This is a genomic window from Pelagibius litoralis, assembly GCF_011683915.1.
GTDB lineage: Bacteria > Pseudomonadota > Alphaproteobacteria > Kiloniellales > Kiloniellaceae > Pelagibius > Pelagibius litoralis.
In genome coordinates this window covers 282634-305506 of sequence record NZ_JAAQPH010000002.1, presented here as the reverse complement: position 1 = coordinate 305506, position 22873 = coordinate 282634, and the positions used below count along the sequence as shown (strand labels likewise).

The following is a 22873-nucleotide window of genomic DNA, read 5'->3' as shown; positions in this document are numbered from 1 at the left end:
CGGTTGCGACAGGATAAAACCGGTCAGTCCGCATTTTCAGCGAGAGGCATTCTTCTTCGGCGACCCCGGCGGATCACCAGAAGCCCGGCGCCACCGATCATGATCATGCCTACCAGGGTGGTGCCGTCAGGCAGCTCGGAAAAGAAAAGCACGCCCCAGAAAATCGCAAACAGCAGGTAGCTGTAATCGAAGGTCGCAACGGTGGCCGGCGGCGCGGATTGATAGGCTTTCGCCGCCGCCGCGCTCGCCCCCACCAGAAGGATCGATAAGACCGCCAGGAGCGCCCAGTCCTGCCCGCCCATGGAGCTCCAGGGGCCAAGCAGAAAGGGGTTGGCCGCGATGTCTCGGGATTCAAGACCAAGCAACGCAATGCCGCCGCTGCCGGCGACACCGAACAAAAGCAGCAAAGCGGAGAGGCAAAGCGCGAGAACAAAGGGATTCTCCGCCGCACACTTGCCCCGGGTAATGATCATCGCGAGCGCATAGCAGGCAGCAGAGAGTATGGGCAGCAGGGTCGCATAGGAAAAAGCATCGCTTCCCGGCCGGATGACGAACAGAACCCCCGCAAAGCCGAGCACGATGGCACAGCCCCGCCGCCGACCGACAGCCTCGCCAATAAGAAGGCTTGAAAACAGCGTGATAAAAAGCGGCGCGGTGTAAAGCGCGGCCGCGGCGACCGGCAGGCTGAGATCCGGCAAAGCGATATAGAACGTGATCCACATCATGACCTGGAGCAGACAGCGCAGAAACACCCAGCCGGCGTTTCCCGGCGCCACCGTCAACGGCTGACCGAGAAACCGCAGGAGCAGAAGACAGAGCGGAATCGCCAGCAAGGAACGGGTGACAAAAACCTGCCACAGGGAGAGGTCGGCGCTGACCCATTTGACCAGCGCGTCGCCTAAGGAAACCATGAACACCGCGGCGACGATCATGCTGCATCCAAGCAGTACCGCTTCGGGACGGACAGCACCTGACTGTGACATTCTTCTTGGTCGCCTCATTCTTGAATTTACCGTTCTGGTAAAGAATGAGACGTGTTAACCTGTTATTTCAAATGAGTTCCCATCTATTTCACATTACTGATGGTTATGAATAAACTCGGCAAAGCACTCCCGCCCCTGGCCTGCCTTCTGCCTTTCGAAGCGGCTGCCAGGCTGGGGAGCTTCACGCTGGCAGCCGAGGAACTGCACGTCACCCAGGCGGCGGTAAGCCGGCAGATACGCGCGCTGGAAGAAGATCTTGGTGTCAGGCTTTTCGAGCGCCGTCACCGGGCTGTTTTCCTCACCCCCGCGGGTGAGGATTTCAGCCGCAGGGTTTCGGCGAGCCTGGAAACCATCGCCGCCGGCGCCGGCGAACTCCGCGGTCAGCGGCGCGGCGGTGAAGTCATCCTCTTTGCCGAGCTCTGTTATGCGTTCTACTGGCTGATGCCACGCCTTTGCGCCTTTAATCAGCAGCACCCCCGCATCGACGTTCGCGTCACTGCCTCCACCCGGCCGGTTGGCCTTTCGGACGACGACTTCGATATCGCCCTGCAGACGACCGGACGGGCCAGCGGCGCACATCTTCTGGCCTTCACCGCCTCCGACGAGGTGTTCCCGGTGTGCAGCCCGGACTATCTGGAAGGCCGGCGAAGCCCGCTTCTGTTAAAGGATTTACCGGACCACCGCCTGCTGCACCACCGGGTCGATCCGCAGGACTGGCTGGAGTGGGATGAATGGCTCGAAAAAGCCGGTCAGAAAGTCAGGGTCGGTCATCGCGGCAGCGTCTTCGACAGCTATCCGGTCATGGTCCAGGCTGTTGTCGGAGGGCACGGAATCGGCCTTGGCTGGCAGCGGTCAACAGACCAGCTTTTAGAGTCCGGGCAGCTCGTCAGACCCTTCAAGGAAAGCGTGTTCCGAAAAGCCGAGCTTTCGATCTACAGGAACCGTAAGCACAAGCTGCGACCGGAAACCAAGGCCTTGTTGACCTGGCTCAAGGAGGAGCTCACCTGAACCGACTTTCCGTCATTGACAGCATCCCTCGCAGCTTTTCATGCTGTCGGCATAGACCCTTACCCTGGCGGTCGATGGAGCGAAGATGAAAACCCTTGTTACCGGAAGCGCCGGCCACCTCGGCGAGGCGTTGATGCGCAGCCTGCAGGATGCGGGACAGGAGGCCTTGGGCCTCGACATCCTTGATTCTCCCTATACCAATGAAGTCGGATCGATCACCGAGCGTTCGCTTGTGCGGCGCTGCATGGCGGACACCAAGGTCGTGTTTCACACGGCCACGCTGCACAAACCCCATGTCGCGACGCACAGCCGACAGGATTTCATCGATACCAACATCACCGGCACCCTCAACCTGTTGGAAGAAGCCGTTGCGGCGGGCGTCGACGCCTTCATTTTCACCAGCACGACCAGCGTGTTCGGCGACGCCCTTGTCCCGCCGCCCGGGGCGCCGGCAGCCTGGATAACCGAAGACGTAACGCCGATCCCCAAGAACATCTACGGCGCCACCAAGGCCGCAGCGGAAGACCTTTGCCAGCTGTTCCACCGGAACCAGGGCCTTTCCTGTCTCATTCTCAGGACCTCTCGCTTCTTCCCGGAAGAAGACGACAACCGGGCGATGCGCGAGGCCTATGGCGACGACAACATGAAGACCAACGAACTGCTGTCCCGCCGCGCGGACCTTGAAGACATCGTCAGCGCCCATCTGCTTGCCGCAAAGCAGGCCGCCTCAATCGGTTTCGGGCGCTACATCATCTCGGCCACCACGCCCTTCTCCCCGGAAGATCTGGAAGATCTGCGGGAAGATGCGTCCTCGGTGGTCCGCCGCCGGGTTCCGGGTTTCGAGGCTGAGTACGCGCGCCGCGGCTGGACAATGTTTCCCGGAATCGACAGGGTCTACGTCAATGCCCTTGCAAGACGCGAACTCGGCTGGCAACCGCGTTATGATTTCGTCCAGGCAATCGCCTGCCTGAAAGAAGACAAGGACCCGAGGAGTGTCCTTTCGCGCCTTGTCGGATCGAAGGGATATCATGGCGAGGCCTTTGCCGACGGTCCCTACCCCGTCGACTGAGAAAGTCGTTTACTAGATAAACAACCTGAGTCACCCTGTCGCCTATACAAAAAATGCGCCCGAACAAAGAGGCGCCGAACTGGGAGGAAAGCATGAAACGGTTACTGCAATCGGTTTTGGCAACGCTGCTCGTCTGCGGCACGGCCGGTCTGGCTTCGGCGCAGGAGGTGACGCTGCGCGTCCACCACTTCCTGCCGGCACCGGCGCCGGTTCCGAAGAACTTCATCACGCCCTGGGCGGAGAAGGTCGAGGCCGAGTCCGGCGGGCGGATCAAGGTGGAGATCTATCCGGCCATGCAGCTCGGCGGCAAACCGCCGGCCCTGTTCGGTCAGGCCAAGGACGGCGTCGTCGACATCGTCTGGACCCTGCCCGGCTACACCCCCGGCCGCTTCCCGGGGACCGAGGCCTTCGAACTGCCGTTCATGCCGGCCTCTGCCGAAGCGACCAGCCAGGCAGCCTGGGACTTCTACGAGAAGTATCTGCGGAAAGAGTTCAGCGATGTTCACGTGATCGCAACACACGTCCACAGCCCCGGCCTGCTGCACGTCAAGGGCGACGGCGTCGCCAAGCTGGAGGATATGCAGGGATTGAAACTGCGCGGCCCGACACGGCAGGTGAACGCCCTGCTGTCGGCCCTCGGTGCAACGCCGGTCGGCATGCCGGTTCCGGCGATGCCCGAAGCGCTGTCAAAAGGCGTGATCGACGGCACGGTCATTCCCTGGGAGGTGACCACACCCCTGAAGGTCGCCGAGTTGGTGAACAGCCATACCGACTTCGAAAGCACGCGCGGGTTCTATACCGCCTTCTTCGTCTTCGTGATGAACAAGGCCAGCTACGACGGCCTGCCGGCGGAGCTGCGCCAGGTAATCGATGCCAATTCCGGCCGCGAGACCTCCAAGTGGGTCGGTCGCGTGATGGACCAGGGCGATGCTCCGGGCATCAAGGCGGCAGAAGCGGCCGGCAACACCATCCGCAAACTCTCGCCGGAGGAAGTGGCGCGTTGGAAAGAGGTCGCCGCGCCCCTGGCAGCGGCCTGGATCGCGGAGATGGACGGCCAGGGTTACGACGGTGCCGCGATGGTCGCCGACGCCAAGGCCCTGATCGCCAGCTACGCCGGCGCGGAGTAACGCTGAGGAACGCGCGGGCCCCGGTCGCCCGGCACGTTCCTTTGGTAGGGAGATACCAGCATGACCGTTCTCATCGCCGGCGCCGGCATCGGCGGCCTGACCCTGGCGCTCAGTCTGCACCAGGCCGGTATTCCCGTACTTGTCTTCGAGGCCGTAAGTGAACTGAAGCCGCTCGGGGTCGGCATCAACCTGCAACCCCATGCGGTGCGGGAGCTGACCGAGCTCGATCTGCTCGACCGCCTGGAGAAGATCGGCCTGCGTACCGGCAAGGTCGCGTATTTCTCCTCCGGCGGGCAGTTGATCTGGGATGAGCCGCGTGGCACCGCCGCCGGCTACGACTGGCCGCAGTTCTCGATACACCGCGGCCATCTGCAGATGATGCTGCTGGAGGCTGCGCGCGAGCGCCTGGGCGACGATGCCATCCGAACCGGCATTGCCGTCGACGACTGGCGGGAAACCGGCAAGGGTATCGAAATCAGCCTGACAGATCGCCAAACGGGCGCTGGCCAAGGCCAGGAAAACGGAGCCGTCTTCGTCGCCGCGGACGGCATCCACTCGAAAGCCCGCGCGGCCCTCTATCCGGACGAGGGTCCACCGGTCTGGGGCGGCATCATGATGTGGCGCGGCGTCACCCGCGGCCCGAAGTTCCTCGGCGGACGGACCATGGCCATGGCCGGCTGCAAGGCGCGGAAGTTCGTCTGCTATCCCCTGGCCGAAGAAGATGACGGCGCGGTCATCAACTGGATCGCCGATCTGTCCTTGCCACCTGAGGCTTTGTGGAGCCGGGAAGACTGGAACCGGCCGGGCCGCCTGGACGACTTCCTGCCGCGCTTCGCCGACTGGCATTTCGACTGGCTCGACGTGCCCCGGATCATTGAAACTGCGGAGCATGTTTTCGAATACCCCATGGTCGACCGCGATCCCCTGCCCCGCTGGACATTCGGACCCATGACGCTGCTGGGCGATGCGGCCCATGCCATGTATCCGATCGGCTCCAACGGCGCCTCACAGGCAATTCTCGATGCGCGGGTCCTGACACGGGAGTTTCTCGCTCAGGGTGTCGGCAAGAAGGCCCTGCAGGCCTACGAAGACGAACGCCGCCCCGCCACCGAGAAAATCGTTCTTGCCAACCGCGGCGACGGCCCCGACAAAGTGTTGGATATTGTCGAACAACGGGCGCCCCGCGGCTTCTCCAGGATCGATGAGGTTCTCAGCCGCGAAGAACTGGAGGAAACCGCCGCGGCTTATAAACACATCGCCGGCTTTGACGTCGAGACCCTGAACAAGCGCCCCTCCATCGTTGCGGTCTGACAGCATGGCCACCGCCGGAACCCTGGGGCTCGCGCCCGCGTTGGAAGCACGTATCGGCCGGGCTCTCGGCTGGGCATCGCGCATTCTGGCGCTGGCCGGCGGTGTCGTGCTCACGGCCGTTGCCCTGATGACCGTGCTTTCGATCATCGGGCGAGGTTTTTCCTTTGCCGGCCTCGGCCCGGTGCCGGGCGACTTCGAGCTGGTCGAGGCGGGCTGCGCCGTTGCGGTCTTCGCCTTCCTACCCTGGTGCCAGTACCGACGCGGCCACGTCACCGTGGACATCTTCATTTCCCGTTTTCCACTGCGGTTACAGGCAGGGCTCGCGGTGATCGGCAATGCCGCACTCAGCCTGGCGGCCTGTCTGATCGCCTGGCGCCTGTGGTACGGCATGATCGATAAGTTCTCCTACGGCGAAACCACCATGATCCTCGGCATGAAACTGGGCTACGCCTACGCCGCCGCGGTGCCGGGCGCGGCCTTCTTTGCGGTTGTCTGCCTCTACACGGTATGGCGCAGCGTGAACGAGACGATCCGGGGGCAGGAAGAGCGATGAGCGGCCTGGCGCTTTCCGCCCTCGCCTTCGCGGCCATGCTGGGCATGATCTTCCTGCGCATGCCCATCGGCGCCGCGATGCTGCTGACCGGCTTCACAGGGACCTGGATCGTCACCGGCTCGACGACGCCGGTCTTGGCGCAGCTCAAATCCCTGACCTACGACACCTTCTCCAGCTATTCGCTGTCCATCGTGCCGCTGTTCCTGCTGATGGGTCAGTTCGCCGCCAAGTCCGGCATGTCGGAGAGCCTGTTCCGCGCCGCCGCCGACTGGCTCGGCCACCGCAAGGGCGGCGTCGCCATGGCAGCCGTGGGCGCCTGCGCCGGCTTCGGGGCGGTCTGCGGCTCCTCCCTTGCCACGGCGGCCACCATGGGTCAGGTAGCCCTGCCGGAGATGCGCCGCCTGCGCTTCTCCAACGCTTTGTCGACGGGCGTTCTGGCCGCCGGCGGCACCCTGGGCATTCTGATCCCGCCCTCGGTGATCCTGGTGATCTACGCCATCCTGACCGAGCAGAACATCATCAAGATGTTCGCTGCGGCCCTGGTACCGGGCATCCTTGCCGCTGCCGGCTACATGATCACGGTGGCGATCTATGCCCGGGTGAGTCCGGACTCGGCCCAGGTGGCGCCCCGGGTGCCCTACGGACAGCGCTTTCGCAACCTGGCACGGGTCTGGCCGGTGGTGGCGATCTTCGCCCTGGTCATCGGCGGCATCTACCTCGGCTGGTTCACGCCGACCGAGGCCGCCGCCATCGGCGCCATCGCCACCGGCGGCTATGCCCTGGCGGTCGGGCGCCTGAGCCGCAAGGACTTCGCCGACTGCGTGCTGGCCGCCGCCTCGGCCACTGCCATGATCTTCCTCATCGTCCTCGGCGCTCAGGCCCTGAACACCTTCCTCGCCCTGACGCAGACACCGCAGGCGGCGGCCGACTGGGTAACCCAGTCCGGGCTCTCGCCCTGGATGGTGCTGGCGCTGATCCTGGCCTGCTATCTGGTGTTCGGCTGCGTGATGGACTCGCTGTCGATGATCCTGCTGACCATTCCGATTTTCTTTCCCATCGTCATGGCCCTCGACTTCGGCCTGCCGCCGGAGGAAACCGCGATCTGGTTCGGCATCCTGGCGCTGATGGTGGTGGAGGTCGGGCTGATCACGCCACCGGTGGGCCTCAACCTCTTCATCATCCACTCCCTGGCCCGCGATATCCCGATGAGCGAGACCTACCGCGGCGTCGCGCCCTTCGTGATCAGCGACCTGATCCGGATTGCCATCCTGGCGGCCTTCCCGGTGATCACCCTGGGCCTCATGCGGGCAATGTTCTGAGATGCCGACGCCGCCGAAGCACCTGGACTACGGTGTCCTGAACCAGCTCGGCGGGCATCTCTTCCGCCATGCCTTCCTGAGAGGCCAGCAGGTTTTCGCCGAGGTTTTCTCAAAAGAAACGATCACGCCATTGCAGTTCATGACCCTGGAACTGGTGTCGCAGAATCCCGGCGTGACGCACAGCGATATCTGCGACGCCATGGCCTCGGCCCCTTCGGTCCTGACGACGATGCTGAAGCCGCTGGTCCGCGACGGCCTTTTGCTGCGGGAACGCATTGCCGGCGACGGACGGCGCATCGGCTATCGCCTGTCGGCGGAGGGGGAGGCCTGGTTCCGGAAGATCCGCCCGCAGATCGATGCGGCCGAGGACAAGCTCTTTGAAGGGCTTGCCCCCGCACAGCGCGAAGCCCTGCTGGCGTCACTGCGCCATCTGACCGGGCGCGAAACCCAGGGCGGCGGGAACGACTGACTTAGCGTCGTCCCGTACCTTGCCGGACACTTTTCAGTGTGAACGGGTTCCAAATGGTAAATCCGGACTAGATAATATCCAGAACTTCGAACTCTGCTCCCGTGCCGCTCATGGAGGAGAATCAAGCGGATAACCCTGAAAACTGAAATCTCAATCAAGCCTGTCGCGAGAACGGCTCTGCCGGCTGGCGCCGCACCCATCTGATAGACAAGAAAGATCAAAAATGAAAAACACCAGTCTTCGAGTCCTCGGTATTTCCACCTTCGCCTGCCTTCTTTCCAGCCCGGCCATAGCCCAACAGGACTTCAGCAAAGTTGAGATCACGACCACGGAACTGAGCTCTAACGTTTACATGATGACAGGCGCCGGCGGTAATCTGGGCGTTTCCATCGGTGATGACGGGGTCTTTCTGATCGACGACCAGTTTGCGCCGCTCAGTGAGAAAATCAGCGCCGCCATCGCAGAACTCACTGACAAACCGGTGACCTACGTCCTGAACACGCATTGGCACTTTGATCATACCGGCGGCAACGAGAACTTCGGCCAGAGCGGCGCGGTGATCGTTTCCCATGCAAACGTGCGCAAGCGCATGTCAACGGATCAGCTCATCAAAGCCTTTGATCGGGCGGTGCCGGCGTCGCCTGCGGCGGCGCTTCCGGTCATAACCTTTACCGAAGACGCGACATTTTACTTCAATGACACCGAGATCCAGATTGTCCACCACGCTACGGCACACACCGACGGTGACTCAGTGGTGATGTTCAAGGAATCTAATGTTGTGCATGTGGGTGACATTTTCTTTAACGGGTTTTTCCCCTTCATCGACGAAAGCTCGGGCGGCACGCTCGAAGGGGTCATCAACGCCGTGACCGACATCCTTCCGATGGTCGACGACGAGACGAAAATCATTCCCGGCCACGGACCGCTGGCCAATAAGGCCGACCTGACGGCCTATCTCGAAATGCTGAAAGAGGTTCGCACGATCATGCGACCGCTGGCAAAAGGCGGCCAATCCCGCGAAGAGGTGCTGTCCGCGAATCCCCTGGCAGGCTTCGAAGAGGATTGGGGCGGTGGATTCCTGAAAGTCGATGTGTTCACAGGCATTGTCTACGACATCGAGGCAGCATCCTGAACCCAGTCACGCGGGAATGGTTGCTCAGGGTCCTGTGCGCTAACCGCAGTTAGCGCACAGGCGTCCCGTCGATCAGCGTTCCTGAAAGGCGAGACGAACCCCCAGAGCGCAGTAGATGCTGCCCACCACTTTGCCCTGCCATCGCAGAACGGCGGGGGTTTGACGCAAGAACCTGCCGATGCTTCCCGCCGCGACGGCACAGACAATGGTGCTCAGCAGCCCCATAAGGACGAAGAGGACGCCGAGAACGGTGAGTTGTGTCGCGACCGAGCCGTTTTCCGGTCGGACGAACTGCGGCAGAAAGGCGAGGAAGAAAAGCGCCGACTTGGGGTTCAGTACTTCTGCAAGGGTGGCCTGCCGGAATGCCTGCCCGGCAGTGATCCGAAGCGTCTGTGCGCCAATGGCGGCCGGCACCTTCTCGAAGATTGCCCGAAGGCCGAGATAAACCAGATAGGCGGCGCCAAGATACTTGACCACACTGAACAGGAAAGCCGACGCCAGAATGATCGCCGAGATGCCGAAGACCGCCATTGCGGTGTGAATGAGATCGCCAACAGCGATCCCCAGACCCGTTGTGATCCCGACGCGCGTGCCCGAACTGGTCGCGCGGGCTATGGTCAGTAAAACCGCCGGTCCGGGGATGAACACGAAGCCAAGCAGGACGGCCAGGTAAGTGATCAGGGTCGTTTGATCGATCAAGTTGCCAACCTCATAAAAAACGCATGTTCTATGTGAATTAGAATGACAACGGATGGCTTCGGCAACTAGTTGAAAATGATTGCCGTATCCGGGCCCAACACCAGGTTCGGCAGCCAGAGGGTCAGCGCCGGCACGTAGGTGATGAAGATCAGCACCACGATCAGCGGTACCAGGAAGGGCAGCACGGCCATGGTCACCTTCTCGAAAGGGACCTTGCCGACCTCCACCATGATGTAGAGGCCGATGCCCATGGGCGGCGTGGCGATGCCGATCAGCAGGGCGAGCTGCAGAACGATACCGAAATGGACCCGGTCGACGCCGAAGCTGTCGATCACCGGCAACAACATGGGCACCAGCATCAGCTTCGCGGGCACACCCTCGACCACGCAGCCGATCAGCAGCACGAAGATCAGCATCAGGCCGAGAAAGACGGCGCGGCTTTCGGTCAGGGCGAAGATCGCGTCACCAAGCTGCTGCGGCACCTGCTCGATGGCCAGCAGCCAGCCCATGGCGATGGAAAAGCCGATGATGATCATGATCACCGAAGTCATCAGCATGGTGTCGGTCAGCGCGCGCCACAGCCGCTCGAACGTCAGGGTGCGATAGCAGGCACCGAGCGCCAGAGAGTAGAGGCAGGCCAGCACGCCCGCCTCCGTCGCCGTGACGATACCGCCGAGGATGGAACCCAGGATAATCCCCGGCGCCACCAGGGCCAGAACACCGTCGATACCGCTGCTGACGACCTCGCTTTTTGTCGCCTTTTCCTGTGTCGGAAAGTTATGGCGCACCGCCAGAAGACGGTTGAACAGCATCAGTGCGAAACCGACGGTAAGGCCGGGCACCACGCCGGCCAGAAACATCCGTTCGATGGACTGCTGGGCCAGGAAGGCGTAGACCACCAGGCCGATGGAGGGTGGGATGAGCGGGCCTACCACCGCTGAGCAGACGGTCACCGCCGCCGCGAATTCCGGCTTGTAGCCGCGTTCCTTCATCGCCTTGATTTCGATGGTGCCGAGGCCGGCGCAGTCCGCCACCGCGGCGCCGGAAACACCGGCGAAGATCATCGAGGAGAGCACGTTGACCTGGGCCAGCCCCGCCTTGAAGTGACCGACCAGGGCGTTGGCGAAGTTAAAGATCCGGTCGGTCATCCCGACCACGTTCATCAGGTTGCCGGCCATGATGAAGAACGGCACCGCCGCCAGCGAGGGCTTGTTCACGCCCTCCAGGATCTGCTGCGGGACGATGTAGAGGGCGTCGGAAAAGTCCGAGGTCGCGAAAGCCAGCAGGACCGCCGCCCCGATCGCCATGGAAACCGGCACCCGCAGCAGGATGAGCGCAATAAAACCGACAAAGAGGATCAACGCCATGCCGGTTTCCCTAGCTGTCTATGGCCGGAAGCGTATGGGGCTCCGGCCAGCCGAGCCAGGCCTTCAGAAGATCCAGCAGCGCGTTCACGAAAATCAGCAGGCAGGAAATGCCCAGGGGGATCGAGAGGGTATAGCGCTCCAGTTCGCCCCAGGGAGTCACCACCGCATCGATAACCCCGACCTGGGACTCGATGATCGTCGGCATCTGCCAGAGAATCACCCCGGTGACCGCCAGCACGACCAGGGCCACGAAATAGCGTGTGCCGATCATGGCGCCATCGCCGAGCCGCAGGACCACGAAGTCGACGGCAATATCCTTACGGAAGCGATAGACCGCGTAGAAGCCGAAAAACGACATCCAGACGAAGAACTGCATCGTCCAGGGCCAGATCCAGTAGAAGGAAAGATTGATCGGGCGCAGCAGGATGGTGGCCGCCGTGCCGATCAGCATCAGCAGCAGGCAAAGGTTGGCGATGACCAGGAACAGCTTGCCGAGCGTCTCCAACGCCCCGTCCAGCCGAAGGACGAGCCGCGCAAGCGGCCCGTCCTCCATAGCATGATTATCCGGCACTCTGGTTACTGTCCCCTGCTCATCGGTTCGCCTACTGGGGTGTCCGGGTGGCCTCGACCATCGCCAGGAAGCCCTCAGGCAATTCGCCCTGTGCCTCCAGGTCCTGGTAGAAGCGCGCCATCGAGTCGACAAAGGGTTTGCGGTCCAGATTGACGAAGGTCACGCCATGCTCCTTCATCCGGGCGATCGACTCCTCAGCCGCCGTGCCCATAATCTCGTGGCTGTAGGCGCCGGCTTCCGTATAGGCCCGGGTAAGTGCCGCCTGCAGTTCCGGATCGAGCTTGTCGTAAGCGGCCTGATTGGTCATGAAGCCGATCGACTGATAGTACTCGTCGTGGCGCACGACATGGGGTGCCACTTCGTAGAAGCGCATGGACTCCACCAAGGCGATGGGGCTGTTGACCGCGCCTACGATCTTTTTGTCGATGGCCTGATAGACATCGGTCCAGGCCAGGGTCTTCACGTCGGCACCCAGATGGGTCCAGGTCGCGATGGCCGTCTTGTCGGGGTGCATCCGCAACTTCAGGCCCTTCATTTCCTCGTAACCGCGAACATCCTCATTGGTCACCATAACGCGGTAGGGGCCGCGGATGATCGCCGTGGGATCGCCCAGCACCCCGACGCCGGCCTCTTTCGAGGCTTCCTCGAACCAGCTCTTGGTCATATCGCTGTTCATGAACCGAACCCAGTGATCCCGGTCGTCGAACAGGAAAGCGGCGCTGATCCAGGTGATCTCCGGCACCCACTTTTTCATGTAGGTGGAGCCTTCGGCATAGAGGTGGACGGTGCCGAGCTTCAACTGCTCCATCACCGCGTTGGTCTTGCCGAGCTGCTCGTTGGGATACATTTTAATCTTGAGCTCGCCGTTGCTGTATTGCTCGGTCAGGTCGGCGAACTTCTGAAAGACTTTTCCTTCCGGACTGTCCGGCGGCATTTTATGGGCCATGCGCCATTCTTCGGCCGCCTGAGCGGTCGAAAGGCTCAAACCGGCCGCTACGGTTACCGCCAGCAAAGCGGCCATACTGCCCTTAAAGATATTCATCGCTTCCCCTCTCTCGCAGGCAATGCTTCCATCAGCATTGCAGTTGCCTTGTGCTGCAGCGCGTAGTCCGAGGGGCGACCTGTCAGGATCGCCAGTCTGCCGATTTGGGCCGCGCCGTCATTCGCTTTTAACGGGATTGAGCCTGCATTAGATCGTAACCCGTAAGCCGCGGTCAATAGGGCCACGGCCCCAGGCGTACCCTGGGTGGAAGTCCGCGCGAGCATTTCGGCCCATCCTTGCGTATTCTGGAGGCGAAGGCTTGACGGTTACATTTCCGGACAGAAGCCTGCGAACAATCCGAGCCCGCTTCCCGGCTTACCGCCGCGGCACTTACAGGGGCAAACGCGGGCTCATCTTTGAAGAGGGAGAGGCAGACGGAATGGCTGACAAAGCTTTTGCTTCACAGGGCGACCTGGAAGAAAAGACGATAACCTTCGAGGCACTGGCAGACGGTCTCTACGCCTACACCGCCGAAGGCGATCCGAATTCCGGCATCATCGTCGGCGATGACTCGGTCATGGTGGTCGATACCCAGGCGACACCGGTCATGGCCCAGGGGGTGATCGACCGCATTCGTTCGGTGACCGATAAGCCAATCGACTACGTCGTGCTCAGCCACTACCACGCCGTGCGGGTGCTGGGGGCCTCTGCCTACGGCGCCAAGCACATCATCGCCAGCCGTGACACCCATGACCTGATCGTCGAGCGCGGCCAACAGGACTATGAGTCCGAGGTCGGCCGGTTCCCGCGCCTGTTCCAATCCGTCGAGACCGTGCCCGGCCTGACCTGGCCGAACCTGATCTTCGAAAAGTCCCTGACGCTCCATCTGGGCAAGCGGGAAGTGCAGATCCTTCAACTGGGCCGCGGCCACACCAAGGGCGATACCGTGGTCTGGCTGCCGAAGGAAAAGGTGCTCTTCGCCGGCGACCTGGTGGAGTTCGGCGCAACCCCCTACACCGGCGATGCCTATCTTAAGGAGTGGCCCGAAACCCTCGCGCGGCTTTGCGCCCTGCAACCGGAAAAGCTCGTGCCCGGCCGCGGTGCCGCCCTGAAGACGGCGCAAGAGGTCGAAGAAGGAATTGCCGGCACCCAGGCCTTCCTGACGGAGATGTATCAATCGGTGGCACAGGGCGTCGCTGACGGGAAGCCCTTGAAGGACATCTACAGCGAGACCTTCACCCGCCTTGAGCCGACCTTCGGTTCCTGGGTGATCTTCGAGCACTGCATGCCCTTTGACGTCAGCCGGGCCTATGACGAAGCCTCCGGGGTCGACGACCCGCGGATCTGGACGGCGGAGCGGGATATCGAGATGTGGCGCTCCCTGGAGCGGGACTGACCCCCGCACCCATGCCCAGGACCTACGAAAACCCGCGCTACCCCTATCGCCGCAGCCCCGACCAGGATGGAGCCTCCGCCCACCACCGGGTGATCATCGTCGGCGCCGGACTGGTCGGCCTTGCCGCTGCCGTCGACCTGGCCGGCCGGGGCATCGCCAGCGTGGTGCTGGACGACGACGACACGGTCAGTTTCGGCTCTCGGGCAATCTGCTTTGCCAAGCGCAGCCTGGAAATCCTGGACCGGCTGGGTATCGGCGAAAAGCTTCTGGAAAAGGGCGTGACCTGGAATCGCGGCAAGGTCTTTTTCCGCGACCGGATGATCTATGACTTCGATCTGCTGCCGGAGGGCGGGCATCGCTGGCCTGCCTTCATCAATCTGCAGCAGTACTATGCCGAGGAATGGCTGGTCGAAGCCGCCGGGGCCTCCGGCCTGGTGGACCTGCGCTGGAAGAACCGGGTGGTCGACGTGGTGCCGAAGAGCCAAAGCGCCGATGTGGACATCGAGACGCCGGACGGGCCCTATCGCCTGAGCTGCGACTATCTGCTGGCGGCCGACGGCGCCCGAAGCAGTGTAAGGAAATCCCTCGGCCTTTCTTTCAGCGGCCAGGTCTTCCGCGACCGCTTCCTGATCGCCGATGTGGTGATGCAGGCGCCATTCCCCAGCGAGCGATGGTTCTGGTTCGACCCACCGTTTCACCAGGGCCAATCCGCCCTGCTCCACCGGCAGCCGGACAATGTCTGGCGTATCGATCTGCAGCTGGGATGGGATGCCGACCCGGAGGCGGAGAAGCAGCCGGAACGGGTGATCCCCCGGCTGAAGGCAATGCTTGGCGAGGATGTCGACTTTGATCTCGAATGGGTCTCCGTCTATACCTTTCAGTGCCGCCGGCTGGAGCGTTTCCGTCATGGTCCGGTCTTCTTCATCGGCGATTCGGCTCATCAGGTCTCCCCTTTCGGCGCAAGGGGCGGCAACGGCGGCCTGCAGGACACCGACAATCTCTGCTGGAAACTGGCCGCGGTCCTGAAGGGCGAAGCCCCGAACCGCCTGCTCGACAGCTATGACGCGGAACGTGTCCCCGCCGCCGACGAGAACATCCTGAATTCGACCCGCAGCACCGACTTCATCACCCCGAAGAACGCCATCAGCCGCCTGTTCCGCGATGCCACGCTGGAACTGGCCGAAGAACACCCCTTCGCCCGGGCCCTGGTGAACTCCGGGCGTCTTTCCCAACCGGCTGATATGCCGGACTCGCCTTTGGTGAAGGCCGCGGAATCGTCGTTTGACGAGGCTCTCGCACCGGGCTCGCCCTGCCCCGACGCGCCGCTGACCCGTGCGGGTGGGCAAACCTGGTTGCTTCAGCAGATAGCGGGCGGTTTCTGCGGTCTTTACTACGGTGGCGAACGGGAAATGGCCCGGGACCGCGGCGCCTTGGCCAAACTGACTTTGGATTGCCCTGAACTGTCCGTCCTCACGATCTCGGCCGAGACACCAGGCACAACAGAGACAGCAGATGTCTGCTACGACGTCGACGGCCTGGTCGCCGAGCGCTACGGCGCCCGTCCTGGCAGTTTCTACCTCCTGCGACCTGATCAACATGTTGCCGCCTGCTGGCCGATGCTGTCGCCCGAAGCCGTCAAAGAGGCTATAAGCAGGTCCCTGGCTTTGGAGTGATCATTGCTATGCCTCAGCACCTGAAGAACGAACCGCGGATCGGCACCCCGGACGACTTTTACGCGGCGCTGACCGACCTGCATCGCGACCTGGACCTGGAGGAAAGCGCCAAGGTCAACGCGAAGCTTGTGCTGCTGCTGGCCAATCACATCGGCGACCCGGCCGTCCTGGCCGAAGCGATTGCGGCGGCTAAGCCCAAGCGATGACGGCGGCCTTCACGACAACCGCGCCGCAACCACCCGAGCAGGTTCTGCGAGAGATCCTGGAACTTGGCGGGTTGGACGGCAGTCGGGCGGAGGCGGTTACGCTCACCGGCCAGGACCCTGTGCTGCCGTCGTCTTTCGCGGTGGGCAGCGTCGCGCAGACAACGATTGCGGCCACTGCGGTTGCGGCGGCGGAGCTATGGCGGCTGCGGGGCGGACGCCCCCAGGACATCGCCGTCGATATGGGCCATGCGGCCATTGAGTTTCGCAGCGAGCGCTATCTCACCGTGGACGGCCAGCCACCCAAGAATCCCTGGGACCCCCTTGCCGGTGCTTACCGAACGGGCGACGGGCGCTGGGTACGGCTGCATACCAACTTCGCACATCACCGCGACGGCATTCTGGCGCTGCTGGACTGCGCCAACGACCGCGAGGCCGTGCAGCACGCACTGAACAGCTGGAAAGCAGCCGACTTCGAGACTGCCGTCGCGGAGCGTGGCCTGGTCGCAACGATGATGCGCAGCCCGGAGGAATGGCTGGACACACCGCAGGGACAGGCCCTGGCAAGACAGCCGTTGGTTTCGTTCGAGCGGATCGCCGGGAGCCCGACTGAAGCCCCGCCCCCGGCTGAACGCCCGCTTGCCGGGCTCCGCGTTATGGACCTGACCCGGATCATCGCCGGCCCCATCGCCGGACGCGCCTTGGCCGCCCATGGTGCCGAGGTCATGCGCATCACCGGCCCGCACCTGCCCTTCATCGAAGCATCGGTGATCGATTGCGGGCGCGGCAAGCTGTCTACGCATGTGGATCTGCGGTCGGAAGAGGGCCGCCGGGATCTGACGGCGCTGCTGCGCAAAGCCGATGTCTTCGTGCAGGGTTACCGTCCCGGCGCCTTCGCCGACCGTGGCTTCGGCCCGACGGAGGCCGCTGCCATTAGGCCCGGCATCATTTATGTTTCCCTCTCTGCCTATGGCTTCGAAGGTCCCTGGGCCGGGCGACGCGGCTTCGATTCACTGGTCCAGACCGCCAGCGGCATCAATCACGCCGAGGCCGAAGCGGCCGGCACCGAAAGCCCCAAGGCACTGCCCTGCCAGGCGCTCGATCATGGCGCCGGTTACCTGATGGCTTTCGGCGCAATCGCCGGGCTGAGAAAACGAGCCCTGGAAGGCGGAAGCTGGCATATCAGGGTTTCACTCGCCCGCTGCGGACGCTGGCTGCAAAGCCTGGGGCGGGTTGCGGGCGGGCATGACTGCCCGGAGCCGGACGAGACCGCCGTCGCAGAGCTTCTTGAGCAAAGCGAGTCCGGCTTCGGCAGCCTGTCTGCGGTACGCCATAGCGCCCGAATGTCGGAGACGGCCCCCGCTTTCGATCGTCCAAGCGCTCCCTTGGGCAGCCACCCCGCATGCTGGCCCGATTGATTCGGCGCTTTATCAGAACTTTGTGCGCAGACCCAGAGTAACAAGATTCCGGGTAAAGTCCCGCGTCTCTTCATCAGACCAGCGCTGCTCGAACTGGTAGTCCGCCGCGAGGGATACGTAGCGGTTTATCAGGTATTCGCCGCCGAACCCGAAGATCGCCCGGTCATCGACGCGGTCGATCTCGCGATAGTCGTCCTGGACGTAGCGGGCCTCCGCAACCAGCAGAATGTTGCGCTGCAGCTCATGCTGCACCTCGCCACCGACGGTGGTGCGTGTCCGCGAAGACGAGCCCGGCTGGTTGGAGGCAATGTCCTCTCTGGCCACCCGCCCCTTTACGGTCGTCAGGTCGGTGACATACCAGGTCGCATCGCCGTCGACGATAAAATCCACAACGTCGTCGAAATCGGGATCTTCAAAGTCGTTGGCGATCAGACCCAGATCAAGCCCGACGTGAAAGAGCCGCGTCACCTCGGTTTCAAATCCGACAGTCGCCCCCACCGCCTCCGAATCGCGGTTGTCTCCATCGTCGTCCAGGTCATCAAAGTCCCGGATGCGATAGAAGGGCTCGAACTTCAGGTCGGTGATGGCGGAGAGTTCGTATCCGCTGGGCAACCCGAAACGGTACTCGATTCTATCCCGGTCGGCGTCGCCGGAAGAAATGTAATCGTCGCGCCGCACCGAGACGTCACCGCCAATGAAAACGCGGTTAAAACGATGGGTGTAGCCAAGCTCCGAAAAATAGCGGTCGAACTCGGTCGGCTCCTCATCGCCGCTGTCCTCCGGGTCGTCCCGCCCGACCACCCGGCGACTCTGTTCGGCGGTCACCGTCAGTTCGCTGCGCTCGGCCAGATCCAACCGTAAACGCGGGCGGATAACATATTCCGTACGGTCCTGACTGGAGTTGTCGAGGAAGACCTGATTGCGCACCTGCCCCAGGATTCTGAGGTCATGGCGCGACCATTCACTCCGGGCGACCAGCGAAGCCGCGGTCGACGTTATGAAATCGTCCTGGGTGTCGCCGTCATCGGCAAAAATGTTGTCGTCATAGGTTTCACTGACTGACGCGCGGGGGAACAGACGGAACCCGCCGAGATCCACCCCCTTTGCATCATAGGCACTGCGGGGCCGGTCCAGGACATCGACCGGTGCCTCACCATCCTGTGCTACCGCGGCCGTGGGAACGGCCGCCAGCGCGAAACCCGCACACAGCAGCCAAAAGCTGCCGCGCCTCATAAGCACCGACCGTCGCACGACAGTGGCAAAACGTGAAAAGATAATGATACCAACCGCCTAGAAGTAGCGCTCATAAACGTTGATGACGTCGCCCGGCTCAACGTAGGTGAGTGGATCGGCCTGGAACTCCGACAACTGACCGTCGACGGTACGAGTGATCGAGACAAGCTCCTGGTCCGCACGGAAGGTATAGCCACCGCTGATCGAGACGGCGGTGAGCACCGTCATCCGGGGTACATAGGCGTACTGGCCGGGCGACTTCGTCTCGCCAAGAATGTAGAAAGGCCGGTAGGTGACAATCTCGGCCGTCGTGTTCGGGTCGACCAGAATGCCTTTTTTGAGCTCTGACGAGATCTGCTCTTCAAACTGACGTATGGTCAAATCTTCTGCCTGAACAGCACCGACAAGCGGTACCGTAACGTAACCGGAATCGCTGACAAGATACTCGCCGGTCAACTCTTCCTGGCCGAACACAACCAGGCGAACGCGGTCGCCCGCACCCAACTGATAAGGCCCCTCACCGGCCTCCGGTAAAGCCGGCAGCGAACCCGCGCCGGTACAACCGGCCAATAGCGAAAACAGCGCCAAGGCTGCCAGGAACCTGGCACCCGCGCTTCCCCCAATTTGCATTTCCTCGTCCTCCAGTCTCTTCAGATCTTGTCACCGGCCCAGAACCCGACAGGGGCAATGGGCTGCGGCAATAAAAGTATCAATCACCCGCTTCGGACAGGCTGGTCCCCTTGGCAAAGCTCTCGCGGCCGAGGCGGCCGGTCCCATAACGCTCCAAAACATCATCCATGGCGTTTGCCAAGTCACCGCCGCGGCCGAGGGCGTAAGCCACCTGTGCCTCCAGCAGGCCGGCAGGTGTGCGGCAATCGAAATGACGCCCCTTCACGGCAACCGCCCGCAGCGACCACGCCTCGGCCATCGAAAGAATGGCCTGATTGAGATCGAGCCTGTCCTGGCGCTCCAGGGCGTCAAAGACATCCGGCTGCAGGATGTAACGCCCTTTCGACCCGGCGCTTATGGCGGCAGAAGTCCCTTCGCGCTGACGCAGGCCGTCATCGGCAACCGCAACGACATTGCCGCCATGTTCGTCATACTGTGCGATCATCTGGGCCATTGCCGGGGTCTCGCCCAACAGAAGGTCGGAAGGCATGAGAACTGCAAAGGCCTCTGCCCCGATCAGGTTTCGCGCGGACCACAGCGCCTTGGCCAATCCACCGCCTTCATTCTGCCGGCATATCAGGATCTGCCTCGGACGGCCTGCCGGCCCCCAGGAACTCGGGCGGCCGACAATGCTCCGGTCGTCCTCCCGCAAGGGTCCGCGCTTTTCAGCAAAATGGTCCTCGACGATGGTCAGACCCTGTTGCGTCACGAAGATCAACTCGTCCAGACCGCTGGCCAAAGCCTCCTCGACGGCATACTGGACGAGCGGTCTATCCACGACCGGCAACATCTCCGCCGGCACCGCGCGAGAAGCCGGATGGAGGTTGTTATCGTCCAGACCAACGGGAATGACGGCCTTACGCAGTTTTGGGTTTTTCAACGGTGCTTTACTCCCTTCCGCGAGAGTTGTGCTCATTTGAGTCTCAAAGATGATGACCGCGCCCTCCTAGTAGGCTTCATCACGATGGCCCAGGACCACGAAGGCCGTACGAAGCAGGATCAGAAGATCAAAACCGAGCGACCAGTTCTCAATGTAGAACAGGTCATATTCAACGCGGCGTTCGATTTTTTCCACGGTGTCGGTTTCGCCGCGCCAGCCGTTGATCTGAGCCCAGCCGGTGATGCCCGGCTTGACGCGATGGCGGGCCGCATAGGCATCTACCGCGTCTTCATAGAGGTGGCCGTCGGCTTTTGCCGAGGTCGCGTGCGGACGCGGCCCGACCAACGACATATCGCCCGTCAGCACGTTGATAAGCTGGGGAAGTTCGTCGATGCTGGTCTTGCGCAGGAACCGCCCGATACGCGTTACCCGGCCGTCGTTGCGGCTTGTCAGCACCTCGGCGTTGGCGTCCGCCATGTGGTGGTGCATCGTACGAAACTTCCAGCAATCGAAGAGATTGTTGTTGAACCCATAGCGCTTCTGACGAAAGAAAACCGGACCCGGTGAATCGAGCTTTACAGCCAGGGCGACGACGGCGATCACCGGCAGTAGCGCGATGAGCAGCAAAGCGGCGATAAAGCGGTCCTCTATAGTCTTCAAAATGAACGACCAGCCGGAAATCGGTCGGTCGAAGAGCCGCATCATGGGCAGTCGCGCCACCGTGGTGAAACCGCGGTCGGGAAAACTGAAACCGGCAAGATCCGGTGCCAGGCGGATCGGCACCGGCGTCCATTCCAAGCGCCGAACGACTTCACGCAGCCGCCGGTCCGCCGTCCACGGCAAAGCGACAATGACCTGATCCACGTCGTCCAGCCGGATCATGCGGATAAGATCGTCGACGTTCCCCAAAAGCGGAATTCCACCGCTTTCCTTCGGCACACGGGAGCTGCGGTCGTCGGCAAAGCCGATGATCTTGGTGTTCACGTCGCCGTGGCGTTGCAGGTAACCGGCCAGACGGCGTCCCTGCTCACCGGCACCCAGGATGACGGTGCGGTTCGCAAAACGCCCGGCCACGGCAAGGCCGCTTACCCACTGACGCATAACGACCCGGCCCAGAACAAGCCCGGCACCCGCGCCCACAAACCAGGACAGTGCCCAAACGCGGGAATAGGTATCCGACATCTTGATCAGGAAGGCTGCCGCCAGCAGAACGCAGAAGGTGACCGCCCAGGCCGTCATCTGGTTTGCATAAGGGATGCGCTTGGAAAACAGAAAGTCATCGCGATACACATCGAAGCGATGCAGCATGTAGGTCGCAACGACCATCGCCAGCACGATGGCGCCGAGGTACTTCGGATAATAGAGGCTGGGATCGTCGGCCTGACGAATAAAGAACAGGACCAAGCCGACCAAACCGATGATCATCAGATCGCAGGTACGAAAGGCAATGTCCACGGCAACGCGTGAGATTGGCCTGACCGCCCGACCCGTATGCTTACCAATCAACGCTGAAAGCGCAGCTTCCACTCCACAATCCCCCTGTTAATTCAGTGGCACTGCGTTCCGTAGGTCGCACCCTGCGCGCAGTTGATCGTTCTTCCTCTGCGATCTGCCTGCAACGCCAGTCTCGAACACTGGAACCGAACGAGACACCCCTCACTACTGCACCGCAAAATTCTTATCACTTCGCCCGCCTGAGATTTGTGATTTCGCGTGGGCTAAGTTGTGACTTTTTCAGGTGTCCGCGGAAAGACACTGGTGATCGTCATCGAATTGTGCGACCGCGAAGAGAGTAATTGTTCCAGTTAGATCTCTCATTATTATCGTGTGCAGTGCCCGATGATCGGCACTGACCGAAAACCCTGCCCCGGATTGCGACCGGGCTGTTGGAACGACTGCGGTAGAAAGACCAATGGCGCCAGACTTCATTATCATCGGTGCCATGAAATGCGGAACCACCAGCCTTCATCGCTACCTTGATAGGCACCCGCAGATCGGCATGTCGCGCAGTAAGGAAACTGACTTCTTTCTGGCTAAGCAAAACTTTGCCCGCGGTCTGGACTGGTACAGAGCCCAATTCGGGAACGATGCTGAGATCTATGGAGAGACGTCACCCAACTACACCAAGGCCACCGAGTTTCCCGGCGTAGCTGAGCGGATCTTCCGAACCCTGCCGGACGCGAAGCTGATCTATATCGTGCGCGATCCCGTTAACCGGTTCCTCTCCCAGTATTTCCATCACACGATCACCGGCGAAGCCGTCATCAAACCAAATCAGCTTCTGCACAGCGACGCCGGCCGCAACTATCTTGAGTGCAGCCGTTACCATCGCCAGTTATCGCGGTACCTTGAGTTTTACCCGCTTGAGGGGATTTTCGTGGCCTGCTTCGACGAACTGCGCAGTGCGCCCGAATCGCTCCTGCGGCGGCTGTTCCTGTTCCTGGGCGTCGACAGCGACGTGGTCATCGAAGGCTTGGGTCAAATCCACAACCAACGCAGCGAGCTTCAAGAGCTTCCGCCCTGGTACTTCCACGCCAGACGCAGCCCGGTACTCCGGAGCATCACACGGCGCCTGTCGCCGGCGCTGCAAAGCACCCTGAGACGCCAACTCCGCCACTGGCCGCAACGGCGCCTCCCGATGGTCGACGAAGGCATTCGCGCAGAGTTAAAGTCTCTTTTGCAGGAAGACACCATGAAGTTCCGCGAACTCACCGGCATGCCGTTCAACGGCTGGTCTTTATAGGCAGGCGATGACCGATCCTATGGACACAAGACAGGCGGACCTGCGCCACACCGACACCGCGCCGTTCG

22 protein-coding genes are annotated in these 22873 nt (G+C 62.0%); 13 read left to right on the top strand and 9 right to left on the bottom strand.

From position 1 onward, the window contains the following. Nucleotides 1-23 precede the first annotated feature (23 nt). A complete protein-coding gene (locus HBA54_RS03615; protein ID WP_167221444.1) occupies nucleotides 24-983 on the bottom strand; it encodes a DMT family transporter in 960 nt (319 codons plus the stop codon). A gap of 99 nt (nucleotides 984-1082) precedes the next feature. Here HBA54_RS03615 and HBA54_RS03610 point away from each other — a divergent pair, with 99 nt between their 5' ends. The 8 genes from HBA54_RS03610 (at nucleotide 1083) to HBA54_RS03575 (ending at nucleotide 8971) form a co-directional block, all read left to right on the top strand. Then, on the top strand, nucleotides 1083-1991 hold the full coding sequence (locus tag HBA54_RS03610; RefSeq protein ID WP_205944385.1) for a LysR substrate-binding domain-containing protein: 909 nt from the start codon (nucleotides 1083-1085) through the stop codon (nucleotides 1989-1991). Between the two features lie 85 nt (nucleotides 1992-2076). After that, nucleotides 2077-3060 carry an NAD-dependent epimerase/dehydratase family protein gene (locus tag HBA54_RS03605; RefSeq protein WP_167221440.1) on the top strand — a complete coding sequence of 328 codons (984 nt, stop codon included), beginning with the start codon at nucleotides 2077-2079 and terminating at the stop codon, nucleotides 3058-3060. Between the two features lie 92 nt (nucleotides 3061-3152). After that, nucleotides 3153-4187: a TRAP transporter substrate-binding protein gene (locus HBA54_RS03600; RefSeq protein ID WP_167221438.1), complete on the top strand. Its 1035-nt coding sequence runs from the start codon at nucleotides 3153-3155 to the stop codon at nucleotides 4185-4187. 60 nt (nucleotides 4188-4247) lie between these two features. Further along, nucleotides 4248-5498 (top strand): flavin-dependent oxidoreductase, encoded by a 1251-nt coding sequence (locus HBA54_RS03595; protein WP_167221436.1) that lies wholly within the window; start codon nucleotides 4248-4250, stop codon nucleotides 5496-5498. Then, on the top strand, nucleotides 5488-6051 hold the full coding sequence (locus tag HBA54_RS03590; RefSeq protein WP_167221433.1) for a TRAP transporter small permease: 564 nt from the start codon (nucleotides 5488-5490) through the stop codon (nucleotides 6049-6051). The genes HBA54_RS03595 and HBA54_RS03590 overlap by 11 nt, the downstream gene beginning before the upstream one ends. Further along, entirely contained in the window at nucleotides 6048-7370 is a 1323-nt protein-coding gene (locus HBA54_RS03585) for a TRAP transporter large permease (protein ID WP_167221431.1), read from the top strand. Before HBA54_RS03590 ends, HBA54_RS03585 begins: the two co-directional genes overlap by 4 nt. A gap of 1 nt (nucleotide 7371) precedes the next feature. Further along, nucleotides 7372-7839 (top strand): MarR family winged helix-turn-helix transcriptional regulator, encoded by a 468-nt coding sequence (locus HBA54_RS03580; protein ID WP_167221429.1) that lies wholly within the window; start codon nucleotides 7372-7374, stop codon nucleotides 7837-7839. 223 nt (nucleotides 7840-8062) lie between these two features. Next, complete coding sequence (locus HBA54_RS03575; RefSeq protein ID WP_167221427.1) at nucleotides 8063-8971, top strand: MBL fold metallo-hydrolase; 909 nt, start codon at nucleotides 8063-8065, stop codon at nucleotides 8969-8971. A 72-nt stretch (nucleotides 8972-9043) separates the two neighbouring features. Here the strand turns inward: HBA54_RS03575 and HBA54_RS03570 are convergent, their stop codons facing one another. The 4 genes from HBA54_RS03570 to HBA54_RS03555 form a co-directional block, all read right to left on the bottom strand. Continuing rightward, the gene (locus HBA54_RS03570) at nucleotides 9044-9670 is read right to left on the bottom strand and encodes a LysE family translocator (RefSeq protein ID WP_167221425.1); all 627 of its coding nucleotides are present in this window, start codon (nucleotides 9668-9670) and stop codon (nucleotides 9044-9046) included. 65 nt (nucleotides 9671-9735) lie between these two features. Continuing rightward, entirely contained in the window at nucleotides 9736-11037 is a 1302-nt protein-coding gene (locus HBA54_RS03565; protein ID WP_167221423.1) for a TRAP transporter large permease, read from the bottom strand. A 10-nt stretch (nucleotides 11038-11047) separates the two neighbouring features. Beyond that, a complete protein-coding gene (locus tag HBA54_RS03560; protein ID WP_167221420.1) occupies nucleotides 11048-11590 on the bottom strand; it encodes a TRAP transporter small permease in 543 nt (180 codons plus the stop codon). A 49-nt stretch (nucleotides 11591-11639) separates the two neighbouring features. Further along, the gene (locus HBA54_RS03555; RefSeq protein ID WP_167221418.1) at nucleotides 11640-12650 is read right to left on the bottom strand and encodes a TRAP transporter substrate-binding protein; all 1011 of its coding nucleotides are present in this window, start codon (nucleotides 12648-12650) and stop codon (nucleotides 11640-11642) included. 379 nt (nucleotides 12651-13029) lie between these two features. On the opposite strand from HBA54_RS03555, the gene HBA54_RS03550 reads away from it, so the two are divergent. Genes HBA54_RS03550 through HBA54_RS03535 form a run of 4 tightly spaced genes read left to right on the top strand, consistent with a single transcriptional unit; the run spans nucleotide 13030 to nucleotide 17280 of the window. After that, a complete protein-coding gene (locus tag HBA54_RS03550) occupies nucleotides 13030-13986 on the top strand; it encodes an MBL fold metallo-hydrolase (RefSeq protein ID WP_167221416.1) in 957 nt (318 codons plus the stop codon). After that, nucleotides 13962-15659 (top strand): FAD-dependent oxidoreductase, encoded by a 1698-nt coding sequence (locus tag HBA54_RS03545; protein ID WP_322095970.1) that lies wholly within the window; start codon nucleotides 13962-13964, stop codon nucleotides 15657-15659. The genes HBA54_RS03550 and HBA54_RS03545 overlap by 25 nt, the downstream gene beginning before the upstream one ends. Nucleotides 15660-15667: 8 nt before the next feature. Beyond that, nucleotides 15668-15865 (top strand): DUF2783 domain-containing protein, encoded by a 198-nt coding sequence (locus HBA54_RS03540; protein WP_167221415.1) that lies wholly within the window; start codon nucleotides 15668-15670, stop codon nucleotides 15863-15865. Next, complete coding sequence (locus tag HBA54_RS03535) at nucleotides 15862-17280, top strand: CoA transferase (RefSeq protein WP_167221413.1); 1419 nt, start codon at nucleotides 15862-15864, stop codon at nucleotides 17278-17280. The genes HBA54_RS03540 and HBA54_RS03535 overlap by 4 nt, the downstream gene beginning before the upstream one ends. 12 nt (nucleotides 17281-17292) lie before the next feature. On the opposite strand, the gene HBA54_RS03530 is transcribed toward HBA54_RS03535, so the two are convergent. The 4 genes from HBA54_RS03530 to HBA54_RS03515 all read right to left on the bottom strand — a co-directional run bounded on the left by HBA54_RS03530 (nucleotide 17293) and on the right by HBA54_RS03515 (nucleotide 21589). Next, complete coding sequence (locus HBA54_RS03530; protein WP_167221411.1) at nucleotides 17293-18513, bottom strand: outer membrane beta-barrel protein; 1221 nt, start codon at nucleotides 18511-18513, stop codon at nucleotides 17293-17295. Between the two features lie 57 nt (nucleotides 18514-18570). Continuing rightward, entirely contained in the window at nucleotides 18571-19143 is a 573-nt protein-coding gene (locus HBA54_RS03525; RefSeq protein WP_167221409.1) for a polysaccharide biosynthesis/export family protein, read from the bottom strand. A 79-nt stretch (nucleotides 19144-19222) separates the two neighbouring features. Next, the gene (locus HBA54_RS03520; protein WP_167221407.1) at nucleotides 19223-20062 is read right to left on the bottom strand and encodes a sugar phosphate nucleotidyltransferase; all 840 of its coding nucleotides are present in this window, start codon (nucleotides 20060-20062) and stop codon (nucleotides 19223-19225) included. Nucleotides 20063-20128: 66 nt separating this feature from the next. Next, nucleotides 20129-21589 carry an undecaprenyl-phosphate glucose phosphotransferase gene (locus HBA54_RS03515; RefSeq protein ID WP_205944384.1) on the bottom strand — a complete coding sequence of 487 codons (1461 nt, stop codon included), beginning with the start codon at nucleotides 21587-21589 and terminating at the stop codon, nucleotides 20129-20131. Nucleotides 21590-21974: 385 nt separating this feature from the next. Between HBA54_RS03515 and HBA54_RS03510 the strand changes: the two genes are divergently transcribed. Further along, nucleotides 21975-22805, top strand: coding sequence for a sulfotransferase family protein (locus tag HBA54_RS03510; RefSeq protein WP_167221405.1), 831 nt, complete (start codon nucleotides 21975-21977; stop codon nucleotides 22803-22805). Nucleotides 22806-22873 lie beyond the last annotated feature (68 nt).

Coding starts and splice junctions, on each gene's coding strand:
- HBA54_RS03615 (WP_167221444.1), bottom strand. CDS start 983: ATGTCACAGTCAGGTGCTGTCCGTCCCGAAGCGGTACTGCTTGGATGC.
- HBA54_RS03610 (WP_205944385.1), top strand. CDS start 1,083: ATGGTTATGAATAAACTCGGCAAAGCACTCCCGCCCCTGGCCTGCCTT.
- HBA54_RS03605 (WP_167221440.1), top strand. CDS start 2,077: ATGAAAACCCTTGTTACCGGAAGCGCCGGCCACCTCGGCGAGGCGTTG.
- HBA54_RS03600 (WP_167221438.1), top strand. CDS start 3,153: ATGAAACGGTTACTGCAATCGGTTTTGGCAACGCTGCTCGTCTGCGGC.
- HBA54_RS03595 (WP_167221436.1), top strand. CDS start 4,248: ATGACCGTTCTCATCGCCGGCGCCGGCATCGGCGGCCTGACCCTGGCG.
- HBA54_RS03585 (WP_167221431.1), top strand. CDS start 6,048: ATGAGCGGCCTGGCGCTTTCCGCCCTCGCCTTCGCGGCCATGCTGGGC.
- HBA54_RS03580 (WP_167221429.1), top strand. CDS start 7,372: ATGCCGACGCCGCCGAAGCACCTGGACTACGGTGTCCTGAACCAGCTC.
- HBA54_RS03575 (WP_167221427.1), top strand. CDS start 8,063: ATGAAAAACACCAGTCTTCGAGTCCTCGGTATTTCCACCTTCGCCTGC.
- HBA54_RS03565 (WP_167221423.1), bottom strand. CDS start 11,037: ATGGCGTTGATCCTCTTTGTCGGTTTTATTGCGCTCATCCTGCTGCGG.
- HBA54_RS03560 (WP_167221420.1), bottom strand. CDS start 11,590: ATGGAGGACGGGCCGCTTGCGCGGCTCGTCCTTCGGCTGGACGGGGCG.
- HBA54_RS03555 (WP_167221418.1), bottom strand. CDS start 12,650: ATGAATATCTTTAAGGGCAGTATGGCCGCTTTGCTGGCGGTAACCGTA.
- HBA54_RS03550 (WP_167221416.1), top strand. CDS start 13,030: ATGGCTGACAAAGCTTTTGCTTCACAGGGCGACCTGGAAGAAAAGACG.
- HBA54_RS03540 (WP_167221415.1), top strand. CDS start 15,668: ATGCCTCAGCACCTGAAGAACGAACCGCGGATCGGCACCCCGGACGAC.
- HBA54_RS03535 (WP_167221413.1), top strand. CDS start 15,862: ATGACGGCGGCCTTCACGACAACCGCGCCGCAACCACCCGAGCAGGTT.
- HBA54_RS03530 (WP_167221411.1), bottom strand. CDS start 18,513: ATGAGGCGCGGCAGCTTTTGGCTGCTGTGTGCGGGTTTCGCGCTGGCG.
- HBA54_RS03525 (WP_167221409.1), bottom strand. CDS start 19,143: ATGCAAATTGGGGGAAGCGCGGGTGCCAGGTTCCTGGCAGCCTTGGCG.
- HBA54_RS03510 (WP_167221405.1), top strand. CDS start 21,975: ATGGCGCCAGACTTCATTATCATCGGTGCCATGAAATGCGGAACCACC.